Origin of the sequence: Burkholderia sp. (genome assembly GCF_018375725.1) — a bacterium.
In the GTDB taxonomy this organism is placed as follows: Bacteria; Pseudomonadota; Gammaproteobacteria; order Burkholderiales; family Burkholderiaceae; genus Burkholderia.
Window position 1 is genome coordinate 1 of record NZ_JAHACR010000454.1, and the last position, 2,321, is coordinate 2,321.

The following is a 2,321-nucleotide window of genomic DNA, read 5'->3' on the forward strand; positions in this document are numbered from 1 at the left end:
GGCGAGGAAGGCGCCGATCTCGAGGAACTCGAGAAGCGCATCAACGCCGCGCGCATGCCGAAGGATGCGAAGAAGAAGGCCGACGCCGAGCTGAAGAAGCTGAAGCTGATGTCGCCGATGTCGGCGGAAGCGACGGTCGTGCGCAATTACATCGACACGCTGATCGGCCTGCCGTGGCGCAAGAAGAGCAAGGTCAACAACGACCTGTCGAACGCCGAGCAGGTGCTCGACGAGGATCACTTCGGCCTCGAGAAGGTCAAGGAACGGATTCTCGAGTATCTCGCGGTGCAGCAGCGCGTCGACAAGGTCAAGGCGCCGATCCTGTGCCTCGTCGGGCCTCCGGGCGTCGGCAAGACCTCGCTCGGCCAGTCGATCGCACGTGCGACGAACCGCAAGTTCGTCCGCATGGCGCTGGGCGGTGTGCGTGACGAAGCCGAGATCCGCGGCCACCGTCGCACGTACATCGGTTCGATGCCGGACAAGATCCTGCAGAGCCTCACGAAGGTCGGCGTGCGCAATCCGCTCTTCCTGCTCGACGAAGTCGACAAGATGGGCATGGATTTCCGCGGCGATCCGTCGTCGGCGCTGCTCGAGGTGCTCGATCCGGAACAGAACCACACGTTCGCCGATCACTACATCGAGGTCGATTTCGATCTGTCCGATGTGATGTTCGTCGCGACGTCGAACTCGCTGAACATTCCGCCGCCGTTGCTCGACCGGATGGAAGTGATTCGTCTGTCGGGTTACACCGAGGACGAGAAGGTCAGCATCGCGCAGCGCTACCTGCTGCCGAAGCAGAAGAAGAACAACGGCCTGAAGGAAGGCGAGATCGTGGTCACCGAGCAGGCGATCCGCGACATCATCCGCTATTACACGCGCGAAGCCGGTGTGCGTTCGCTCGAGCGCGAAGTGTCGAAGATCTGCCGCAAAGTCGTGAAGATGCTGCTGCTGAAGAAGGCGTCGGGCGCGATCAAGGTCGACGGCGACAACCTCGACACGTTCCTCGGCGTGCGCAAGTACGACTTCGGCCTCGCGGCGAAGGAAAACCAGGTCGGTCAGGTCACGGGCCTCGCCTGGACGGAAGTGGGCGGCGACCTGCTGACGATCGAAGCCGCGGTGATGCCGGGCAAGGGCAACGTGATCCGCACCGGCTCGCTCGGCGACGTGATGAAGGAGTCGGTCGAGGCTGCGCGTTCGGTCGTGCGTTCGCGTTCGCGGCGTCTGGGCATCAAGGACGAGGCGTTCGAGAAGCAGGACATCCACATCCACGTGCCGGAAGGCGCGACGCCGAAGGACGGTCCGTCCGCCGGCGGTGCGATGACGACCGCGCTGGTGTCGGTGCTGACGGGTATTCCCGTGCGTGCCGATGTCGCGATGACGGGCGAAATCACGCTGCGTGGCGAGGTGCTGCCGATCGGCGGGCTGAAGGAGAAGCTGCTGGCTGCGCATCGCGGTGGGATCAAGCTCGTGCTGATTCCGGAAGAGAACGTGAAGGATCTCGCGGAAATTCCGGACAACGTGAAGAACGCGATCGAGATCGTGCCGGTCCGCTGGATCGACAAGGTGCTCGAACTCGCGCTCGAACGGATGCCGACGCCGCTGCCGCCGGAAGAAGAGGCAAAGGCCGCCGCGCCCGTCGCGGAAACGGCGAAGGATGCGGGCTCGACGGAAGTCGTCAAGCATTAAGTCCTTGTCCTTGTGACAGTTGTTCAGGAAACCCGCGGCTAGCCCGCGGGTTTTTTTCTGTGTGCGGCCGACGTGCTTCTCGCGTCGGTGCGCGGTTTGGCGGCGACGTCCTGTCCGGCGGTGCCGCGTTTGCTGCGAATGATCGACGGAGAGGGGATGAACAAGACGGAATTGATCGAGCACATCGCGCGCCAGGCGGACATGTCGAAGCTGTCGGCGGCTCGGGCGCTGGACGCGTTTATCGGCGCGGTGACGCACACGCTGGAAAAGGATGGAAGCGTGACGATCGCGGGTTTCGGGACGTTCGTTGTCGCCGAGCGACGCGCGAGACACGGTCGCGATCCGCGTACCGGGAAGACGATCGAGATCGGCGCCGCAAAAATTCCTCGATTTAGGGCTGGCAAATTCTTAAAAGATGCATTAAAGTAGCGGACTCGCTGGTTGTTGATGCCGAAACGCAGATCGCAGCCAGATATGAGTCCGGAACGGGTGCTTAGCTCAGTTGGTAGAGCGGCGCCCTTACAAGGCGTAGGTCGGGAGTTCGAGCCTCTCAGCACCCACCAGTTTCGCGATTCAGCAAGACCAAGGAGTGGTAGTTCAGTCGGTTAGAATACCGGCCTGTCACGCCGGGGGTC

At 62.6% G+C, this 2,321-nt stretch carries 2 protein-coding genes and 1 tRNA gene; all 3 read left to right on the forward strand.

All coding sequences use genetic code 11. From position 1 onward, the window contains the following. On the forward strand, positions 1-1,686 hold a 1,686-nt coding region (lon, locus tag KH616_RS24270), incomplete at its 5' end, for an endopeptidase La (RefSeq protein WP_292253764.1). A gap of 156 nt (positions 1,687-1,842) precedes the next feature. Further along, positions 1,843-2,115, forward strand: a complete 273-nt coding sequence (locus tag KH616_RS24275) for an HU family DNA-binding protein (protein ID WP_292253766.1) — start codon at positions 1,843-1,845, stop codon at positions 2,113-2,115. A gap of 58 nt (positions 2,116-2,173) precedes the next feature. Further along, positions 2,174-2,249, forward strand: a tRNA-Val gene (locus KH616_RS24280). Positions 2,250-2,321: the final 72 nt, after the last annotated feature.